Source organism: Clavibacter quasicaliforniensis (genome assembly GCF_051201715.1).
GTDB lineage: Bacteria > Actinomycetota > Actinomycetes > Actinomycetales > Microbacteriaceae > Clavibacter > Clavibacter seminis.
The window spans coordinates 2,893,561-2,909,390 of the sequence record NZ_CP139624.1; the positions used below are offsets into that span (position 1 = coordinate 2,893,561).

Below are 15,830 nucleotides of genomic sequence, written 5' to 3' on the forward strand. Positions count from 1 at the left end.
CTCTCCTTGGAAAGCTTCGAGTCGAAAGTCTTGAGCGGGCTTAGATGTCGTCGATGCTGGACGACTCGAAGCGGGTGGAGATGTTGATGCCGAGCTCCTCCGCCGCGCGGAAGACCTCGTCATCCGTGTCGCGCAGGCTGACCGCCTGGCCGTCGGCCGAGAGGACCTCGACGTTCAGGCAGAGGGACTGCATCTCCTTGATCAGGACCTTGAAGGACTCGGGGATACCCGGTTCCTGGATGTTCTCGCCCTTGACGATGGCCTCGTACACCTTCACGCGGCCGAGGATGTCGTCCGACTTGATGGTGAGGAGCTCCTGCAGCGCGTACGCGGCGCCGTAGGCCTCGAGCGCCCAGACCTCCATCTCGCCGAACCGCTGGCCGCCGAACTGGGCCTTACCGCCCAGGGGCTGCTGCGTGATCATCGAGTAGGGACCCGTCGAGCGCGCGTGGATCTTGTCGTCCACCAGGTGGTGCAGCTTCAGGATGTACATGTAGCCGACCGAGACGGGCTCGGGGAACGGCTCGCCGGAGCGGCCGTCGAACAGGCGCGTCTTGCCGCTGGACCCGATGAGGCGGTCGCCGTCGCGGGTGACCGTCGTCGAGTCGAGCAGGCCGGCGATCTCCTCCTCGAGCGCTCCGTCGAACACCGGGGTGGCGACCTTCGTGCCGGCGGGCGCCTGGCGCGCGTGGTCCGGCAGGCGCTCGGCCCACTTCGGCTTGCCCTCGACCTCCCAGCCCTGCTTGGCGATCCACCCGAGGTGGGTCTCCAGGACCTGGCCGAAGTTCATGCGGCCGGGGATGCCGAGCGGGTTGAGGATGACGTCGACCGGGGTCCCGTCGGCGAGGAACGGCATGTCCTCGACCGGCAGGATCTTGGAGATGACGCCCTTGTTGCCGTGACGGCCGGCGAGCTTGTCGCCCTCGGTGATCTTGCGCTTCTGGGCGATGAACACCACGACGCGCTGGTTGACGCCCGAGCCGAGCTCGTCGTCGCCGTCCTGCGAGTCGAAGACCTTGACGCCGATGATCGTGCCCTGCTCGCCGTGGGGCACCTTCAGGGACGTGTCGCGGACCTCGCGGCTCTTCTCGTTGAAGATCGCGCGCAGCAGGCGCTCCTCGGCGCTGAGCTCGGTCTCGCCCTTCGGCGTGACCTTGCCCACGAGGATGTCGCCGGGGCGGACCTCGGCGCCGATGCGGATGATGCCGCGCTCGTCGAGGTCGGCGAGCAGCTCCGGGCTGACGTTGGGGAGGTCGCGGGTGATCTCCTCCTTGCCGAGCTTGGTGTCGCGCGCGTCGACCTCGTACTCCTCGATGTGGATGGAGGAGAGGGTGTCGTCCTTGACCAGGTTCTGGCTCAGGATGATCGCGTCCTCGAAGTTGTGGCCCTCCCACGGCATGAACGCGACGAGCAGGTTCTTGCCGAGCGCGAGCTCGCCGTTCTCCGTGGCGGGGCCGTCGGCGATGACCTCGCCGGCCTCGATGCGGTCGCCGGCCGAGACCAGGACGCGGTGGTTGTAGCTCGTGCCCTGGTTGGAGCGGTCGAACTTGCGCAGGTAGTAGGTCTGCGTGCCGCCCTCGTCGAGCTGGATGGTGACGACCTCGGCCGACACCTCCGCCACGACGCCCGAGGCGTCGGCGGTGAGGACGTCGCCGGCGTCGATGGCCGCGTAGCCCTCCATGCCGGTGCCGACGAGCGGGCTCTCGCTGCGCAGCAGCGGGACGGCCTGACGCTGCATGTTCGCGCCCATGAGGGCCCGGTTCGCGTCGTCGTGCTCGAGGAACGGGATGAGCGAGGTCGCGACCGACACCATCTGGCGCGGGGAGACGTCCATGTAGTGGACGTTCTCCTTCGCGACGAGCTCCACCTCACCGCCCTTGGGGCGGACGAGGACGCGGTCCTCCGCGAAGCGGAAGTCCTTCGTGAGGGGCGCGTTGGCCTGGGCGACGAGGAACTCGTCCTCCTCGCTGGCCGTGAGGTAGTCGATCGTGTCCGTGACCACGCCGTCGACGACGCGGCGGTACGGGGTCTCGATGAAGCCGAACGAGTTGATGCGGGCGAACGACGCCAGCGAGCCGATCAGGCCGATGTTCGGACCTTCCGGGGTCTCGATGGGGCACATGCGGCCGTAGTGCGACGGGTGGACGTCGCGGACCTCGACGCCGGCGCGCTCACGGGACAGACCACCCGGGCCGAGCGCCGAGAGGCGGCGCTTGTGGGTGAGACCCGCGAGCGGGTTGTTCTGGTCCATGAACTGCGACAGCTGGCTCGTGCCGAAGAACTCCTTGATCGCGGCGACGACGGGGCGCACGTTGATCAGGGTCTGCGGCGTGATGGCCTCGATGTCCTGCGTGGTCATGCGCTCGCGGACGACGCGCTCCATGCGGGACAGGCCGGTGCGGACCTGGTTCTGGATGAGCTCGCCGACCGCGCGGATGCGGCGGTTGCCGAAGTGGTCGATGTCGTCCACGTCGAGGCGCAGCTCGACGGGCTTGCCGTCGCGCGTGCCGTTCATCTTCGTCTCGTTCGCGTGCAGCGAGACGAGGTACTTGATGGTCGCGAGGATGTCCTCGACCGTGAGCACCGAGTCGGTGAGCTGCTTGTCGATGCCGAGCTTGCGGTTGATCTTGTAGCGACCCACCTTCGCCAGGTCGTAGCGCTTCGGGTTGAAGTAGAAGTTGTCGAGCAGCGCGCGGGCGGCCTCGGCGGCGACCTGCTCGCCGGGACGGAGCTTGCGGTAGATGTCCTTGAGGGCCTCCTCCTTGGTGAGGATGGAGTCCTTCTCGAGCGTGAGCTCGATGGACGCGACGCCCTTGAACTCCTCGAGGATCTGCTCGCTGGTGAGGCCGAGGGCCTTGAGGAACACGGTGACCGACTGCTTGCGCTTGCGGTCGATGCGCACGCCGACCTGGTCGCGCTTGTCGATCTCGAACTCGAGCCAGGCGCCGCGGGACGGGATGACGCGGGCGGAGTAGATGTCCTTGTCGGAGGTCTTCTCCTGCTGGCGCTCGAAGTACACGCCGGGCGAGCGGACGAGCTGGGACACGACGACACGCTCGGTGCCGTTGATGATGAACGTGCCCTTCTCCGTCATGAGGGGGAAGTCGCCCATGAAGACCGTCTGGGTCTTGATCTCACCCGTGAGGTGGTTCATGAACTCGGCCTCGACGTAGAGGGGAGCGGAGTAGGTCTTGCCGCGCTCCTTGCACTCGTCGATGGAGTACTTCTGCTCCTCGAGGTACGGGTTAGTGAACCCGAGCTGCATGGTCTCGCCCAGGTCCTCGATGGGGGAGATCTCCTCGAAGATCTCCTCGAGGCCCGAGTTGAGCGCCAGGTCGGTGCGACCCTGCGCGGTGCCCTCCTCGACGCGCCGCTTCCACGCGTCCGAGCCGACGAGCCAGTCGAAGCTCTCGGTCTGCAGGGCGAGGAGGTCGGGGACGGTGAGGGTGTCAGTGATCTTCGCGAACGAGAGCCGCGATGCGTCGCGACCGTTCTGGGGAGTGGGAGTTGCGTTGCGCGCAGCAGCCAAGGAAATTACCTCCGTGGGCCCCGTCGGGCTCCGATGTCGTCGATACGCCGAGACCGACCCGGGACGTGACCCGTGCCGATCCTGATGGAGTTGCTCGCCACACCTCGCGGGATGGGCTCGGGATGGACCCGAGCGCACACGATGACCGACCGCAATATGAAGGCAAAAGGGAGTGGGAGCGCAAAGGATCACCATACGGGTCGCGACGCGCCATGTCCAGCGGAATCTTGCATCCTCGGCGTGTCTCGGTGTATAACGTGCGGCTGCCCTGCCGCAGGACCGCTCCGCCCGCGTAGCGTCGGGGCATGAGCGCACCCTGGCACGTGTCCCCCGGCGGCCCCTCGCACGTGCACGTGGCGGGCGACGTGGAGGTCAGGAAGGCCTCCGTCGGTCCCATGGACAACGACGCGTACCTCCTCACCGACCTCGACTCCGGCGAGCGCCTGCTCGTCGACGCCGCCGCCGACGTCGACCGGCTGCTCGCCCTCGTGGAGGAGCCGGATCCCGTGGGCCGCCTCGCCGTCGTGGTCACGACGCACGGCCACGCCGACCACCACGGCGCGCTCGCGGCCGTGCTCGACGCGACCGGCGCATCCTCGGCCGTGGGCGACCCCGACGCCGCCGACCTGCCCGTCGACGCCGACCGGCGGCTCGCGCACGGCGACCGGGTGGCCTTCGGGGGCGTGACGCTCGAGGTCGTCGCCCTCCGCGGGCACACGCCGGGCGGCGTCGCGCTCGTGCTGCAGCCGGGCGACGGCAGCACGCACCTCTTCACGGGCGACTCGCTCTTCCCCGGCGGGGTCGGGAGCACGCAGGGCGACGCTGGCCGCTTCCGGCAGCTGATGGACGACGTGGAGGAGCGGCTCTTCGCGCGCTTCCCCGACGACGCGCACGTGCACCCCGGCCACGGCGACTCGACGACGCTCGGCGCGGAGCGCGGATCCCTCGCCGCGTGGCGCTCGCGCGGCTGGTGACGGGTCGCCCGGCGGCCGGGTCCCGGCGCCGGACGGACGCATAGGCTGAGGAGATGCCCGAGCACCCGTCGACCGTCCTGTCCCTGAGCGGGCACCGGGCCGTCATCGAGCCCGACCGGTTCGTGCCGGGCGCGTACCAGCTCGTGGTCGACGGCACCCCCCAGTCGCACGTCAACATGGACGACCCGGGCGAGCTGTTCTTCGAGTACGTGCAGCGCATGGGGCACGTCATCGACCTCGTCGGCGATCCGGGGCAGCCGATCACCGCCCTGCACCTCGGCGCCGGGGCGCTCACCATCCCGCGGTACGTCGAGGCGACGCGGCCCGGATCCCGCCAGCAGGTCATCGAGCTCGAGCAGGACCTCGTGGACCTCGTGCGCGAGCACCTGCCCTGGTCGCGGAAGGCCTCCATCCGGCTCCGCTACGGCGACGCGCGCGAGGTGATGGGGCGGCTGCCTCAGGGGCTCCGCGGATCCGTCGACCTCGTCGTGGTGGACGTCTTCAGCGGCGCCCGCACGCCCGCCCACATCACGAGCCGCGACTTCTACGCGGACGCCGCGGCGTTCCTCGCGCCGGGCGGGATCATGACGGTCAACGTCGCCGACGGCCACGGCCTCCGGTTCGCGCGCGGCCAGGCCGCGACCATCCAGGACGTGCTGCCGCACGTGGCCGCGCTCGCCGAGACGCAGGTGCTCAAGGGCCGCCGGTTCGGGAACGTCGTGTTCGCCGCGTCCGCGACGCCGCTGCCCTTCGACTTCGTGCCGCGCCTGCTCGCCGGGGGCCCCCATCCCGCCAAGGTCGTCGAGGGGCGCGAGCTCGCCGACTTCATCGCCGGAGCGTCCGTCGTGACCGACGCCACGGCCGTCCCGTCCCCCTCCCCCGCCCGCAGCGTCTTCCAGACGAAGCCGTGACCGGTCCGGGCACCGAGGCCCGCCGAACCACCGGAGTACCCATGAACCGCCGCTCCCGCACCCGCCCGGCGCGCGTCGCCGCGCTCGGCTTCGCCGCCCTCGTCGCGCTGACGGGCTGCACGAACGACGACGGGTCACCCGTGGACGTGCGCGCCACCGAGCCGCCCGCGCCCTCCCCCACCAGCACGGACGCCGCGCCGGCCGGAGTCGCGCCGTCGGGCACGCCGACCGCGCTCGCGTCCGACCTCGTCTCGCCGTGGTCCGTCGCCGAGCTGCCGTCCGGATCCCTGCTCGTCAGCGAGCGCGACACGTCGCGCATCGTCGAGGTGCTCGGCGACGGCACCACGCGGGTCGCCGGCACGATCGCGGGCGTGGGGCCGCAGGGCGAGGGCGGCCTGCTCGGGATCGCGGTGCGCGAGGCCGACGGCGGCATGCAGCTCTACGCCTACTTCACGAGCGCCACCGACAACCGCATCGTGCGCATGGACGTGACGGGCGAGCCGGGATCCCTCGGGCTCGGGGCGGCCGAGGACGTGGTCACGGGGATCCCGCGCGACACGACCCACAACGGCGGCCGCATCGCGTTCGGCCCCGACGGCATGCTCTACGCCACCACGGGCGACGCGAACCTCCGCGACGCCGCGCAGGACCCGATCTCGCTCGCGGGCAAGATCCTCCGCCTCACGCCCGACGGGCAGGGGCCGCAGGACAACCCGACGCCGGGGTCGCCCGTCTACTCGATGGGCCACCGCAACCCGCAGGGGATCGCCTGGGACGTCGAGGGGAACCTCTGGGCGGCCGAGTTCGGGCAGGACACCTGGGACGAGCTGAACCTCATCGAACCCGGCGGGAACTACGGCTGGCCGGTCGTCGAGGGCGCGACGGACGACGCCGCGGACGACGCGTACATCGACCCCGTCCGCCAGTGGGCCACCGACGACGCGAGCCCGAGCGGCATCGCGATCTCCGGCGACACGATCTTCATGGCGGGCCTCGGCGGCCAGCGCCTCTGGGTGATCCGGCCGGGCGCGGTGGTCACCGACCCCATCCCCGACGACCGCGTGACCGAGTTCTACACGCGCGAGTTCGGCCGGATCCGCGACGTGCAGGCCGCGCCCGACGGATCGCTGCGCATGCTCACCGGCAACACCGACGGCCGCGGGACGCCGCGCGCGGGCGACGACAAGCTGCTCCGGGTCGAGCTCATGCCGATCCAGGCGGGATAATCTCTACCTCGTGACAGGCACCGCGATCATCATCGGCTACGACAGGGACACCCTCCGGGAGAAGGTGGACCTTCGGGCGGCCGGCGAGCGCCTGGACGAGCTGGAGGCGCTCCGGAGCCTCTCCGCCATCACCGAGAAGGTCGCGCTGCTGCGCATGCTGGGCCGCCTCGACGAGGCGTGGGACATGGCGAACGCGGCCGTCCGCCAAGCGCGCTTCACGGGCGACCGGGAGACGCTGCTCGCGTGCCGCATCCGCCGCGCGCAGGTGCAGCAGTACCAGGGCAAGCTCGACATCGCGCTGCAGGACCTCGGCGGCTGCGTCGACGAGGCCCGCGCGCACGAGTGGTACGCGCTGGAGGCGTTCGCGCTGCAGCACCGCGGCAAGGTGCACTTCGACCGGGGCGACTACCGCCTCGCGCTCTCCGACTTCGAGGACGCGTACACGCTGCGCACCCGCGAGGGCCTGCCGAGCGACCAGCTCGAGAGCTCGGCGCTCGCGATCGACGTCGCCAAGGAGCGCATCGCCGCCCAGCCCGCGTGATGGGCCCGCTCGCTCCCCGGCCGACGGCGGCCGGCCGTGGCTGACCTCGCCCGGGTGCGGATCTGGGCCGACGCCCTCATCGCGCTGCACCTCGACCCCTCGTGGACCTTCGCGTTCGACCACGCCCGCACGCGCGCCGGCGCCTGCCACTACGGCGAGAAGCGGATCACGGTCTCGAAGCACCTCGCGGGGCGGTTCGAGGACGACGAGATCCACCAGGTGCTGCTGCACGAGGTCGCGCACGCGCTCGCCGGATCCCGCGCGGGCCACGGGCCGAGATGGAAGAAGGTGGCCGCCGAGCTCGGCTACGAGGGATCCCGGCTGCACTCGGGCGCCGTCGCCGAGGAGCTCGCACCCTGGGTGGGCGCGTGCCCGGCCGGCCACGCCCACTTCCGCTACCGGAGGCCGACCCGCCCGCTCGCCTGCGGGCTGTGCTCGAAGCGGTTCGACAAGGCGCACCTCATCGCGTGGACGAAGCGCGAGGTGCCGTCGGGCGCCGCCGTGTCGCGGGCATCGGGCACCGATCGGCGCGAGGGAGCCGCGTGAGCCGGGCGCCGGGATCCGAGCGGCCCACCGGTCAGTGGATCACCGACCCCGACGGCCTGCGCTGGTTCCTCGACACGGGCGCCGTGAGCCTCGACCTCGCGTACACGGGCGCGCTCGGTGATCCGCAGCCGCGCGAGACGCTGCCCGACGCCGCGGCCCTCGGCGCGTGGCTGAGCGAGCACCTCGCGCCCGTCTCCGAGCCCGGCGAGCGCGACCTCGCGGACGCGCGCACGCTCCGGCAGGCGATCGGCGACATCGCGGCGGCCATCGCGGACGGCGGGGAGCCCGCGCCGCGGGACGTCGACGTGCTCAACCTCTACGCGGCCACGCCCGACCTGCCGCCCGCGCTCGGCGGCGGATCCCGCCAGGCCGGCCGCGCGCTCGCCCGGCCCGCGCAGGCGCTCGCGTCGGCGGCGCGCGACGCGGTGGTGGTGTTCGGGGCAGGATCCGAGCGGATCCACCGCTGCTCCGCCGACGACTGCACCGTGCTCTACCTCGACACCACGCGCTCGGGCACCCGGCGGTGGTGCTCGATGCGGCGCTGCGGCAACCGCGCGAAGGTGCGCGCCCACCGCGCCAGGCAGCTGCGGGAGCGGCGGACGGGGATCCCGGCGCGCGTCGCGCCCGTGCGTCCCGCGGCCTCCCCCGCGTACGACGACGGCCCGGGAGCCGGAGCCCCCGAGCCGTCGTGACGGATCCGCGTCACTCGCTGACGCGGACCTCCTTCCAGAACGCGACGTAGCCGCTGTAGTCGCGGCCGACGCGGTCGAACGACGACGGGATGGGCGTCGGGTACGACCAGGCGCGGTCCTGCAGCACGGTGTCGCCGTCCTTGACGGAGTAGTACTGCGTGTCGCCCTTCCACGGGCAGTGGTACGGCGTGCTGGTCTCCGTCAGGAGCGACATGTCGACGCTCTGGGGCGGGAAGTACCAGTTGCCCTCGATCTCGATGAGCTCGTCCTTGGGTGCCTCCGCGACGGTGACGCCGTTGATGAGTGCCTTCATGTGATGACCTTCCGGTTGCGTGGCGTCGTCCCGGGCGCGGCGCCTGATGCACAGGGGAACACGCGCTCCTGGGTGCCCATTCCGGGCGGGCGGTGAGCGGATGCCGCGCGGCGGCGCGCGGACTCAGGCGTCGCGGTGGAGGCGGTGCACGACCACGTCGACGGGGCCCGCGGCGAGCGCCTCGGCGACCAGCCCGTCGTGCCCCGCGGCGTCGAGCCGGCGCGCGGAGACGCTCGCGGTCACCAGGTGGCCGACGGCCGGCCGGAGCTGCTGGTACGCGGCGCACGCGACGGCGGCCTCGGGCGAGGTGGCGTCGATCCCCAGGGCGGCGAGCGCGTCGACCACGGCGCCGGCGGCGAGCTGGTCCTCGGCGCACGCGCGCCAGGATCCGTCCGCCTCCACCGTGCCCGCGGCGACGACGGCCACGTAGGCGCGGCGGCCGAGCGCGGTCTGGAGGGCGAGGATCCAGTCGGCGACGGCCGGGGCGTCGGCGAGCCCGGAGCTCACGACGGCCGGGCGCGCGGGCATGGTCCCGAGGACCTCGTCGCGGCGGGCGGCCGTGGGCGGCGGGACGGAGGGCAGCGCGTCGACCCAGACGATCACGTCGGCCCCGGCGGCGATGCGGCGGGCGCCGGCCACGCCGCCGTCGAGCCGGACCTGGTAGCGGGCCTGCGTCGACGGGTCGGGGTGCGCGGCGTCAGCGGAGGAGGTCACGATCCGATGCTACGGGCGTCCACGGGCCGGACCCTCCGCGGATGACGCGGCGCGACGGCTCGGGCGCCCCGCGCCGCATCGCCTGGCGGATCACCTCGAAGTCGTCGCGCGTGATCTCGAGGAGCCCGGGTGCGAGCTTCCTGCCCCACTCGAGGGAGTCGCGCGTGAAGTCGAGCACGGGGACGAGCGGGCGGATGGGGGCGTCGACCGCGCCCAGGTCCCACTCCATCCGCCGGCGCCACGGACGCCACTCGCCCACGCGACCCTGGTACGGCGCGGCGTCGGCGACCCGGCCGATCGCGGTGAAGGAGCGGAGGAGCTGCCCGTCGGGATACGACTCGCGCGGCGAGTAGTAGACGAAGCCGTCGGCCTCGCCGAGCCGCTCGACCGGCTCGCGGGCGCCGCGGTTGACCTGCGCGATGCCGAGGTCCAGGCCGTCGAGCACGCGGTCGCGCGAGACGACGCCCACCCAGTACCTGATCATGTCCGTCCCATCCTGTCCCACGGCGGCGGGACGCCGGGCACGCCCAGCCGGGCGGAGCACACTGGGCTCATGCGCGTGCTGCTGAAGACCATCCTCGACTGCGATCCCGACGCCGCCTGGCGCGCGCTCCACTCGCCCACCGTGATGCGGGAGGTCGCGGGCCCGCTCGTCGACTTCGTGCCGCTCGAGGACGGCGGCTTCCCCTCCAGCTGGGACGGCCGCGAGCACGTCGCCGCGATGCAGACCGGCCCGTTCACGGCGGGACGCCAGAGCATCCGGCTCCGCGACATGAGGCCGCGCGTCGAGGGGGTGCGCATCGTGCGCGACGACGGCCACGGGCTCTCCGGGCTCATGTCGATCCCCACGAGCATGCGGCACAGCATGGCCGTCTCGGCGGATCCCGCGGGCCCCGACGCCGACGGCCGCGTCAAGACCCTCTTCCGCGACCAGCTCGAGTTCGAGGCCGGCCTCCTCGGCCCCGCGATGTGGCCGACCTTCTGGGCCTTCTGGCAGTGGCGCGCGTTCCGCCTGCGCCAGCTCGCGCCGACGTGGGCGTACGACTGGCAGCCCGAGACCGCCGACGACGACGCGGACCCGACGCCCGCCTCCTGACCCGCCGCTCAGCCCGCGGGCGGGGCGTGCTGCAGGAGCTCCCGGTCGCCGACGGGCTCGGCCAGCGGGATCCGCGCGCTGCCCGGGAACCCGACGTCCCCGCACGAGGCCCCGCCCTCGGAGAGGTGGGACTCCCCGCGCTGGAGGTCGATGACGACCCGCGCGTCGGTCTCCACGACGCGTGCGCCCTCCACCTGGCCGCCGCACGCCGGGGCGCCGGAGGTCCACGTCACGTCGACCCACGGTTCGGGCGAGACCACGTCGGACGGATGCCACGCGACGAGCGACGCGGCGTCGAGCGCCGTCGAGTGGTCCATCGTGCGGAGCTCGACGGACGCGCTCGCGTCGGGCATGGCCTGCGCGTCGCGGGCGATCAGCGGGGCGGCGTCGAGCGAGGATCCGGTCGGCGCCGTGCATCCGACGAGCGCGACGACCAGCGCCGGGACGAGCAGCAGGCGGGGAGCGCGCATGGCCGGCATCCGATCCGTGGGGCGGCGCCGCGCGGGTCGACGGCGTCCGTGACGACGCTACGTCGGCGGGCGCATCCGCGACAGGGCCGGCCCGCATCCGGACATCCGCGGCACGACCTCCCGCGGACCCGCGCCGCCCGGCCGCGTACGGTGGGCGCATGCCCTCCGCCGTCACCGCCCTCCACGTCGCCGACTGGCGCCGCCGCACGCACGAGATGTACGCGGAGGTGCGCTGGGTCGCGCAGACGGATCCGGCCGCCGCGCACGACCTCTGGCGCCGCACGCGCGACGACATGTTCCGCAGCCACCCCGCGACGCCGCTCCTGCCCGAGCACCGCGACGGCTTCGACCGCCTGGACGTCAAGGACTACGACCCGGCCTGGCGGTTCGAGCTGGAGATCCAGGACGACCGCGGCGACGAGCGCCACGACGTCGAGACCGGCACCGACGGCGTCGTGCCGTTCGAGCTGCTCGGCTCCGTGCACCTGCCCGCCGCCGACGGCCGCGACGCCGGGAGCCTCGACGTCTGGCGGCTCGCGAGCTACGGCGGCGGCCTGCACCTGCCCGTCAAGGACGCGTCGCACCGGCGCGAGGGCGGCACGTACGGGGGCGGCCGCTACCTGCTCGACACGGTCAAGGGATCCGACCTCGGCCCGGGTGCGCCGGGCTCGATCGTGGTCGACCTCAACTTCGCCTACAACCCGTCGTGCGCCTACGACCCGGAGTGGGCGTGCCCCCTCGCGCCGGCCGGCAACGTGCTCGGCTTCGAGGTCCCCGTCGGCGAGATGGGCTTCTCCCCGGCCTGACCTGCTACGGTGGCATCACTTGCGAGCACATCACCGTGCTCCCTGCGTCGAGAGAACGCGTTCCCTCCTCGCCCCGATCAGATCGCCGAACAGGCCGACGGGGCCGAGTGACATCTTTCTTTTGGCGAACGGATGCGCCCATCGGCGCCTTCGCCATCCTCCGCTTCCGTGCGTCGTCGCACATCCCGAGAACGCACATCGGGGCGGACCCCTGCCTGGAAGGCAACTCCCCCGCATGACCACTGACACCTTCGGCGCGCTCGGCGTGCCCGCACCCCTCGTCTCCGCCCTCACGGCGAACGGCATCACGACGCCGTTCCCCATCCAGGTGGACACGCTCCCCGACACCCTGAACGGCCGCGACGTGCTCGGCCGCGGCAAGACGGGCTCCGGCAAGACGCTGGCGTTCGCCATCCCGATGATCGCGCGCCTCGGCGGCGGACTCGCCGGCGGCCGTCGTCGTCCGGGCCGCCCGCTCGGCCTGATCCTCGCGCCGACCCGCGAGCTCGCCACGCAGATCACCGCGGCCATGGCGCCGCTGGCCGAGGCGTACAACCTCACCACCACGACGATCTTCGGCGGCGTCTCGCAGCAGCGCCAGGTCGCGGCCCTCAAGGCCGGCGTCGACGTGGTCGTGGCCTGCCCCGGCCGCCTCGAGGACCTCATGAAGCAGGGCTTCGTGAACCTCGACGCCGTGGAGATCACCGTGCTCGACGAGGCCGACCACATGGCCGACCTGGGCTTCCTGCCCGTCGTCACGCGGATCCTCGACAAGACCCCGAACAGCGGCCAGCGCATGCTGTTCTCCGCCACGCTCGACAACGGCGTGGACAAGCTCGTGCGCCGCTACCTGCACGACCAGGTGCTGCACTCCGTCGACGAGGCGAACTCGCCCGTCGCCGCCATGACGCACCACGTCTTCGAGGCGACCGACGTCGAGGCCAAGCGCCTCCTCGTCCAGAAGCTCGCGGGCGGCACCGGCCGCCGCATCCTCTTCATGCGCACCAAGCACCACGCGAAGAAGCTCGCGAAGCAGCTCACCGACGCGGGCATCCCGTCGGTGGACCTGCACGGCAACCTCTCGCAGGTGGCCCGCGACCGCAACCTCGCGGCGTTCTCCGCGGGCGACGTCAAGGTCCTCGTGGCCACAGACGTCGCGGCGCGCGGCGTGCACGTCGACGACATCGAGCTCGTGATCCACGTCGACCCGCCGGCCGAGCACAAGGCGTACCTGCACCGCTCGGGCCGCACGGCGCGCGCGGGCTCCGCGGGCGACGTCGTCACGATCATGCTGCCGGCGCAGCGCAAGGACGTGCAGCTCCTGATGCGCAAGGCCGACATCCACGTCACGCCGCAGCAGGTCACCGAGTCCTCCCCCGCCGTGGCCGAGCTGACGGGCGCCGTCGCGGCGTACGTCAAGCCCGCGCCGCGTGAGACGAAGTCGGTCCGCGAGTCCACCCAGCGCCAGTCGCAGGGCGGCCGCGCGAACGGCGGCGGACGCTCGCAGGGCGCCAACGCGCAGCGGAAGCGCGCGGCCCGCGACGGCGCGCCCGTCGGCGGCGGTCGTCGTGACGGCGCCTCGTCCGGTCGCCGCGACGGCGCCTCGGGCGGACAGCGCGGCGGTGCGCCCCGCAACTTCAGCACCTCGTCCGAGGGCTTCGGCGGCGGCTCGTCCGTCGGCACCGCACGTCCCCGCCAGGAGCGCCCCGCGGCGTCCGGCGGCGCCTCGGCCGGCGGCCGCGAGCGCACCCACCGCCGCGTCTCCAGCGGACGCTAGACCGCACGGCGCGCACCGCGCGCCGGCATGACATCGAGGGCCCCCGTCCACGGACGGGGGCCCTCCGTCATGTCCGGAGAGACACACGACGACGCGTCCGTGCCCCGAGTCTCCACAGCTGAGGCAGTGCCTGTTGACGGTCGCGCGGACGCCCGGCGGCATCCGGTTACGGTGAGCCAATGACTCGCGCCGCCCTCGCCACCCGTGGCCCGTACCGCAAGGGCGTGGAGCGCAGGGAGCTCCTCATCCGCACCGCCATCGAGGTCTTCGCCGAGCAGGGGTACCGCAGCAGCTCGCTGCGCGAGATCGCGTCCCGGGCCGAGATCACGCCGGCCGGCCTGCTGCACCACTTCAGCGGCAAGGAGGAGCTGCTGCTCGCCGTGCTCGAGCGCCGCGAGGAGCGTCTCGCCGCGGCCATCGAGCTGCACCGCCCGCGCAGCGTCGCGGAGCACGCGGCCGTGGTCATCGCGGACGGGGAGCAGAGCGCGTGCCTCACCCGCGTCATCGCCGTCGTCTCGTCGGAGGCCTCGGCCGCAGGCCACCCGCTGCACGAGCTGTTCCGCGAGCGCCGCGCGCGCGAGCTCGAGCGCATCACCGCGGGCGTCATCGTCGACCAGGCGCGCGGCCTCATCGACCCCCACCTCGACCCGGAGGCGGCGGCCGCCGTCGTGCTCTCCGCCATGGACGGCCTGCACGTGCAGCGCTGCTACGGCGTCGGCGCGGGCGCCAGCCAGGCCTTCGAGGACCTCCGCCGGCACTACCTCGAGCCGCCGCAGTTCGCCGAGCGGGCCGCCGCCGTCTGATCCGGGAGACCGCGGTCCGCGGTCCGCCGCATCCCGGCTGGCGTGATGCGACTAGGGCAGCACGCCCACCGAGGCGAGGGCCGCGCGGAGCAGCGCGCCGCGGCCGCCCTCCATGTCGGCCGAGACCGCGTCGGACGCCGCCTCCTCGGGCGTCATCCACGTGATCTCGAGCGCGTCCTGGCGCGGATCGCACGTGCCGGTCACCGGCACCACGTACGCGAGCGACACGGCGTGCTGCCGGTCGTCGGTGTACGGGCTCGCGCCGGGGAACGGGAAGTACTCGGCGACCGAGAACGGCGTCGGGCTCGCGGGGAGCTGCGGGAACGCCATCGGCCCGAGGTCCTTCTCGAGGTGGCGGAAGAGCGCGTCGCGCAGGGTCTCGCCGTACATGACGCGGCCGGAGACGAGCATGCGGGTCATCTGGCCGGTGACCGTGGCGCGCAGCAGCACGCCGATGTCCTTCACCTGGCCCATGCCGTCGACGCGCACGGGCACGGCCTCCACGTAGAGGAGGGGCAGCCGCTGCCGGATCTGCGCCAGCTCCACGTCCGACAGCCAGCCGGAGTTCGGGTCGGGGATGTTCGGGTCCGGGGTGCGAACGGTCATGGTCCATTGTGACCCACGGCCGGAGCGCGGCGGCCACCCGGCGCGCGGACCGGCTGCCGGGGGCGGATGCGAGGATGGGCGGGCCCGACGCCCCGCATCCCACCCGAACAGGACACCGTGACCGCTCTCCCGCTGGATCCCGACGCCGTCCTCTGGTCGGCCTCCTCGGCCGAGCTCGCCGACCGGCCGCTGCTCGTGCTGCTGCACGGCTACGGCTCGCACGAGGGCGACCTCTTCGGGCTGTCGCCGTACCTGCCGCTGGGGCCGGTCGTCGCGTCGCTGCGGGCGCCTCTCCCCTTGCAGGGCGGGTTCGCGTGGTTCCCGATCGTGCCCGGATCCACCGGCGATCCGGATCCCGATGCCGCCGACGCCGCCGCGCAGGGCGTGCTCGACTGGCTCGACGCGCTGCCCGTGCCGCCGCGGTCGGTGGGCCTCCTCGGCTTCAGCCAGGGCGGCGCCACCGCGCTCCAGCTGCTGCGGCTCGCGCCCGGGCGGTTCTCGTACGCGGTGCAGCTCAGCGGGTTCTCGGTGCGGGGCGATCACGCGGGCGATGCGGCCAACGCGGACTCACCGACACCGGTGTTCTGGGGCCGCGGCACCGCCGACCAGGTGATCCCCGACGAGGCCGTCGCGCGCACGGCCGCGTGGATCGGCGCCCACACCGCCCTCACCGAGCGGATCTACGAGGACCTCCCGCACTCCGTCTCCGCGGCCGAGCTGCGGGACGTGTCGGCGTTCATCCGGGAGCACGCGGGCTGATCCGCGTGGCGGCCCGCGCGGCCGTCGTCCGGGGAGCGCCCGGGCGGACGCGTTGTCGGTGGTCCGG

General features: G+C 73.0%; 17 protein-coding genes. 11 read left to right on the forward strand and 6 right to left on the reverse strand.

The genetic code is table 11. From position 1 onward, the window contains the following. Positions 1-40 precede the first annotated feature (40 nt). Positions 41-3,529, reverse strand: a complete 3,489-nt coding sequence (gene rpoB / locus NL142_RS13760) for a DNA-directed RNA polymerase subunit beta (protein WP_435080157.1) — start codon at positions 3,527-3,529, stop codon at positions 41-43. A gap of 305 nt (positions 3,530-3,834) precedes the next feature. Here rpoB and NL142_RS13765 point away from each other — a divergent pair, with 305 nt between their 5' ends. Genes NL142_RS13765 through NL142_RS13790 form a run of 6 tightly spaced genes read left to right on the forward strand, consistent with a single transcriptional unit; the run spans position 3,835 to position 8,419 of the window. Continuing rightward, a complete protein-coding gene (locus tag NL142_RS13765; RefSeq protein WP_194684456.1) occupies positions 3,835-4,503 on the forward strand; it encodes an MBL fold metallo-hydrolase in 669 nt (222 codons plus the stop codon). A gap of 53 nt (positions 4,504-4,556) precedes the next feature. Continuing rightward, entirely contained in the window at positions 4,557-5,414 is an 858-nt protein-coding gene (locus tag NL142_RS13770) for a spermidine synthase (RefSeq protein WP_435080158.1), read from the forward strand. A 41-nt stretch (positions 5,415-5,455) separates the two neighbouring features. Beyond that, positions 5,456-6,640, forward strand: a complete 1,185-nt coding sequence (locus NL142_RS13775) for a PQQ-dependent sugar dehydrogenase (protein ID WP_435080159.1) — start codon at positions 5,456-5,458, stop codon at positions 6,638-6,640. 10 nt (positions 6,641-6,650) lie between these two features. Then, positions 6,651-7,181 carry a hypothetical protein gene (locus NL142_RS13780; protein WP_043561078.1) on the forward strand — a complete coding sequence of 177 codons (531 nt, stop codon included), beginning with the start codon at positions 6,651-6,653 and terminating at the stop codon, positions 7,179-7,181. Between the two features lie 36 nt (positions 7,182-7,217). Further along, on the forward strand, positions 7,218-7,727 hold the full coding sequence (locus tag NL142_RS13785) for a SprT-like domain-containing protein (protein WP_435080160.1): 510 nt from the start codon (positions 7,218-7,220) through the stop codon (positions 7,725-7,727). Next, positions 7,724-8,419, forward strand: a complete 696-nt coding sequence (locus NL142_RS13790) for a CGNR zinc finger domain-containing protein (protein ID WP_435080161.1) — start codon at positions 7,724-7,726, stop codon at positions 8,417-8,419. Before NL142_RS13785 ends, NL142_RS13790 begins: the two co-directional genes overlap by 4 nt. A gap of 10 nt (positions 8,420-8,429) precedes the next feature. Here NL142_RS13790 and NL142_RS13795 read toward each other — a convergent pair whose 3' ends face one another. The 3 genes from NL142_RS13795 to NL142_RS13805 all read right to left on the reverse strand — a co-directional run bounded on the left by NL142_RS13795 (position 8,430) and on the right by NL142_RS13805 (position 9,930). Continuing rightward, positions 8,430-8,732: a DUF427 domain-containing protein gene (locus NL142_RS13795; RefSeq protein ID WP_435080162.1), complete on the reverse strand. Its 303-nt coding sequence runs from the start codon at positions 8,730-8,732 to the stop codon at positions 8,430-8,432. A gap of 123 nt (positions 8,733-8,855) precedes the next feature. Continuing rightward, the gene (locus tag NL142_RS13800) at positions 8,856-9,446 is read right to left on the reverse strand and encodes a 2-phosphosulfolactate phosphatase (RefSeq protein WP_194684449.1); all 591 of its coding nucleotides are present in this window, start codon (positions 9,444-9,446) and stop codon (positions 8,856-8,858) included. Further along, positions 9,430-9,930 carry an EVE domain-containing protein gene (locus NL142_RS13805; RefSeq protein WP_063070768.1) on the reverse strand — a complete coding sequence of 167 codons (501 nt, stop codon included), beginning with the start codon at positions 9,928-9,930 and terminating at the stop codon, positions 9,430-9,432. Before NL142_RS13805 ends, NL142_RS13800 begins: the two co-directional genes overlap by 17 nt. A gap of 69 nt (positions 9,931-9,999) precedes the next feature. Here NL142_RS13805 and NL142_RS13810 point away from each other — a divergent pair, with 69 nt between their 5' ends. Then, positions 10,000-10,542, forward strand: coding sequence for a hypothetical protein (locus tag NL142_RS13810; protein ID WP_435080163.1), 543 nt, complete (start codon positions 10,000-10,002; stop codon positions 10,540-10,542). Positions 10,543-10,550: 8 nt separating this feature from the next. Here the strand turns inward: NL142_RS13810 and NL142_RS13815 are convergent, their stop codons facing one another. Continuing rightward, a complete protein-coding gene (locus tag NL142_RS13815) occupies positions 10,551-11,012 on the reverse strand; it encodes a hypothetical protein (protein ID WP_194684447.1) in 462 nt (153 codons plus the stop codon). Positions 11,013-11,170: 158 nt separating this feature from the next. On the opposite strand from NL142_RS13815, the gene NL142_RS13820 reads away from it, so the two are divergent. The 3 genes from NL142_RS13820 (at position 11,171) to NL142_RS13830 (ending at position 14,398) form a co-directional block, all read left to right on the forward strand. Then, on the forward strand, positions 11,171-11,818 hold the full coding sequence (locus NL142_RS13820; protein ID WP_435080164.1) for a DUF1684 domain-containing protein: 648 nt from the start codon (positions 11,171-11,173) through the stop codon (positions 11,816-11,818). A 235-nt stretch (positions 11,819-12,053) separates the two neighbouring features. Beyond that, the gene (locus tag NL142_RS13825) at positions 12,054-13,595 is read left to right on the forward strand and encodes a DEAD/DEAH box helicase (RefSeq protein ID WP_435080165.1); all 1,542 of its coding nucleotides are present in this window, start codon (positions 12,054-12,056) and stop codon (positions 13,593-13,595) included. A 179-nt stretch (positions 13,596-13,774) separates the two neighbouring features. After that, complete coding sequence (locus NL142_RS13830; protein ID WP_153259348.1) at positions 13,775-14,398, forward strand: TetR/AcrR family transcriptional regulator; 624 nt, start codon at positions 13,775-13,777, stop codon at positions 14,396-14,398. A 51-nt stretch (positions 14,399-14,449) separates the two neighbouring features. Here the strand turns inward: NL142_RS13830 and NL142_RS13835 are convergent, their stop codons facing one another. Further along, positions 14,450-15,004 (reverse strand): NUDIX hydrolase family protein, encoded by a 555-nt coding sequence (locus NL142_RS13835; RefSeq protein ID WP_012039335.1) that lies wholly within the window; start codon positions 15,002-15,004, stop codon positions 14,450-14,452. Positions 15,005-15,121: 117 nt separating this feature from the next. Between NL142_RS13835 and NL142_RS13840 the strand changes: the two genes are divergently transcribed. After that, positions 15,122-15,763: an alpha/beta hydrolase gene (locus NL142_RS13840; protein ID WP_435080166.1), complete on the forward strand. Its 642-nt coding sequence runs from the start codon at positions 15,122-15,124 to the stop codon at positions 15,761-15,763. Positions 15,764-15,830 lie beyond the last annotated feature (67 nt).

Bases quoted from the DNA above. Each gene is read 5' to 3' on its own strand.
- NL142_RS13805 (WP_063070768.1), bottom strand. From the start codon at position 9,930: ATGATCAGGTACTGGGTGGGCGTCGTCTCGCGCGACCGCGTGCTCGAC.
- NL142_RS13835 (WP_012039335.1), bottom strand. From the start codon at position 15,004: ATGACCGTTCGCACCCCGGACCCGAACATCCCCGACCCGAACTCCGGC.
- NL142_RS13830 (WP_153259348.1), top strand. From the start codon at position 13,775: ATGACTCGCGCCGCCCTCGCCACCCGTGGCCCGTACCGCAAGGGCGTG.
- NL142_RS13775 (WP_435080159.1), top strand. From the start codon at position 5,456: ATGAACCGCCGCTCCCGCACCCGCCCGGCGCGCGTCGCCGCGCTCGGC.
- NL142_RS13815 (WP_194684447.1), bottom strand. From the start codon at position 11,012: ATGCGCGCTCCCCGCCTGCTGCTCGTCCCGGCGCTGGTCGTCGCGCTC.
- NL142_RS13765 (WP_194684456.1), top strand. From the start codon at position 3,835: ATGAGCGCACCCTGGCACGTGTCCCCCGGCGGCCCCTCGCACGTGCAC.
- NL142_RS13810 (WP_435080163.1), top strand. From the start codon at position 10,000: ATGCGCGTGCTGCTGAAGACCATCCTCGACTGCGATCCCGACGCCGCC.
- NL142_RS13820 (WP_435080164.1), top strand. From the start codon at position 11,171: ATGCCCTCCGCCGTCACCGCCCTCCACGTCGCCGACTGGCGCCGCCGC.
- NL142_RS13770 (WP_435080158.1), top strand. From the start codon at position 4,557: ATGCCCGAGCACCCGTCGACCGTCCTGTCCCTGAGCGGGCACCGGGCC.
- NL142_RS13825 (WP_435080165.1), top strand. From the start codon at position 12,054: ATGACCACTGACACCTTCGGCGCGCTCGGCGTGCCCGCACCCCTCGTC.
- NL142_RS13795 (WP_435080162.1), bottom strand. From the start codon at position 8,732: ATGAAGGCACTCATCAACGGCGTCACCGTCGCGGAGGCACCCAAGGAC.